Here is a 2,542-nt window from a genome sequence, read left to right as displayed (position 1 = left end):
TGGAGGGCGACAATCATTTTGGCCGGTGTAGCGGCGAAGGTTTTGGCCGGTGGGGAGAAGTCAGAGGCGGCGTAGCCGCCGGAGAGTTCTCCCCACCGGCGGCGCCAAGTCGGCTGGGCTCTACGATGGCTGATCGAATAAGAAAGCGATCAGCTACATGTCTGGAACCCGCATTACCGACCAACAGGTTCGCCTCTACATGTCCAAACGCAAACACCACTCACAGGAGATCGCCGCCGCCAAGGCCGGCATCAGTGTCCGCAGCGCCCGGCGCATAGAACGGGACACCGTACTGCCATCACAGAAACCGCGTCATTACTGGCGTTCCCGCCCCGATCCCTTCGCCGACGTCTGGGATACTGAAGTCGTTCCGATGCTCGCGAACGCGCCGCAACTCCAGGCGGTCACGATCCTGCGCAAGCTGCAGGACGATCATCCCGGGGAGTATCCCGATAGCACACGCCGCACACTCGAGCGCCGCGTGCGGCACTGGCGGGCGACATCCGGCCCACCGAAGGAAGTCTTCTTCCCGCAGCTGCATGAGCCCGGCGCACGCGGCCTGTCCGACTTTACCGACATGGCCGAACAGCGAGTGACGATCGCTGGCCTGCCATTCGAACACCGGCTGTACCACTTTGTGCTCGCGTTCTCGCGCTGGGAATACGCCAATGTCGTTGAAGGTGGCGAGAGCTTCGAAGCACTGTCCATGGGATTGCAAAATGCACTATGGCAGGCCGGGGGATGTCCGCGCGAACATCGCACCGACAGTCTGTCGGCGGCGTTCAGAAACCTCGCGGATGAAGACGACTTCACGGTGCGCTATGCGTCGCTGCTTGAGCACTATGGCATGACCGGGACACGCAACAATCGCGGCCTGGGTCACGAGAATGGTAGCGTTGAGTCATCGCATCGCTATCTGAAGGAAGCCGTCGACCAGGCGTTGATGTTGCGCGGTCACCGGGACTTCATCGATCGTGCGGCCTACGATGAGTTTCTGCGCGAGGTCGTCATGCGTCGCAACCGGCGCAACGCAGCAGCGTTCCGCCTTGAGCGCGAACAGCTCATGGATCTGCCGTTAAGGCGCACGACCGACTTCGTCGAGGAAGAAGCGCGCGTTACACGCTGCAGCACCTTCACCGTACGCGGCATTCTGTACAGCGCGCCGTCGCGCCTGATCGGTCATCGCCTGAAGGTGCGCGTGTATGGTGACAGGCTTGACTGCTATCTGTCGGGCGCGCTGGTGCATAGCGCCTCGCGCGGCTCACGTGCCGGCGACAACCGCCGTGCGCTGGATTACCGACACTTTATTGAGAGCCTCAAACGCAAGCCGCAGGCCTTCAAGGGCCTTGCGTTTCGAGACGAGCTGTTTCCGCGTGAGGCGTATCGCCGGACGTGGGAACAGCTGGAGGCGAGACTGACGCAACGCGAGGCGTGCAAAGTCATCGTTGCATTGCTTGAACTCGCCGCGCTTGATGGCGTCGAGGCCGTGCTGGCCGCGCGCCTCAACGCGTTGCTGGTTGACGGCAAGCTGCCGGATCTGAAGGCGTTGCGCGAGGAGTTCGCGCCGCGTCACGCCGATTGCCCAGTCGTCAATGTCGAGATGCCACCCGCAAGCAGCTATGACGACCTGCTCGGCAAGGAGGTCGCATGAGCACGCCCGCTTACGATGCCGGCCGTCTTGCCTTGATGCTCAATGAACTGCGCCTGCCGACCATCGCCCGCCTGTGGCCCGAGTTTGCGCAGCGCTCCGACACGGAAGGCTGGCAGGCCACGCGGCTGATCGGCGCATTGCTCGAACACGAACTGGCCGAGCGAGCCAAACGGCGCATCGAACGACACCGTGCCGAGTCGCATCTGGACCCGACCAAGACGCTTGCGACCTTCGACTTCAGCATGGTGCCGATGGTTTCAAAGGCACACGTCATGGCGCTCGCGACCGGCGATTCGTGGCTTGAGAAAGGCGCCACGGCGCTCCTGTTCGGCCCGCCCGGAGCCGGCAAAAGTCATCTGGGTTCGGCCATCGGACACGCGTTGATTGACGCCGGCTACCGGGTGCTGTTCACGCGTACCAGCGAGCTCGTGCAGAAGCTGCAGGCTGCGCGTCAGAGCCTGCAGTTGCCCTCAGCTCTTGCCAAGCTCGACCGCTTCGACCTTATCATCCTGGACGATCTGTCATATGCCCGGAAGGATCAGGCCGAAACCAGCGTGCTGTTCGAGCTCATTGCCGAAAGATACGAGCGCCGTAGCCTCCTGATCACCGCCAACCAGCCGTTCTCGGGCTGGAATGACGTGTTTCCTGATCCCGGCATGACCGTCGCTGCAATCGACCGGCTCGTCCATCATTCGACGATCTTCGAGATGAATGTCGAAAGCTACCGTCGCCGCACCGCCAGCGACAAGCAGAACAACAGGCGCCGACAATCATCCGGCGACAATCAACAACAAGGAGCGACAACCATGACCGGATAACGACCGACAATCATCCCGGTCGACCGGCCAAAATGATTGTCGGTAAACCGGCCGTGCTGCTTGACGCTATCCA

Annotated in this window: 2 protein-coding genes; both read left to right on the top strand. The window is 62.0% G+C overall.

Annotated features, from left to right (window positions below):
* The first annotated feature begins 199 nt into the window (after positions 1-199).
* Positions 200-1,651 carry an IS21 family transposase gene (istA, locus tag QCE69_RS39235; RefSeq protein ID WP_409021284.1) on the top strand — a complete coding sequence of 484 codons (1,452 nt, stop codon included), beginning with the start codon at positions 200-202 and terminating at the stop codon, positions 1,649-1,651.
* The gene (istB, locus tag QCE69_RS39230; protein WP_309936142.1) at positions 1,648-2,469 is read left to right on the top strand and encodes an IS21-like element helper ATPase IstB; all 822 of its coding nucleotides are present in this window, start codon (positions 1,648-1,650) and stop codon (positions 2,467-2,469) included. Before istA ends, istB begins: the two co-directional genes overlap by 4 nt.
* Positions 2,470-2,542 lie beyond the last annotated feature (73 nt).

Source organism: Caballeronia sp. LZ032 (assembly GCF_031451315.1).
In the GTDB taxonomy this organism is placed as follows: domain Bacteria; phylum Pseudomonadota; class Gammaproteobacteria; order Burkholderiales; family Burkholderiaceae; genus Caballeronia.
Note: the sequence above shows the minus strand (reverse complement) of the source record. Positions and strands in the feature narration are given on the sequence as shown.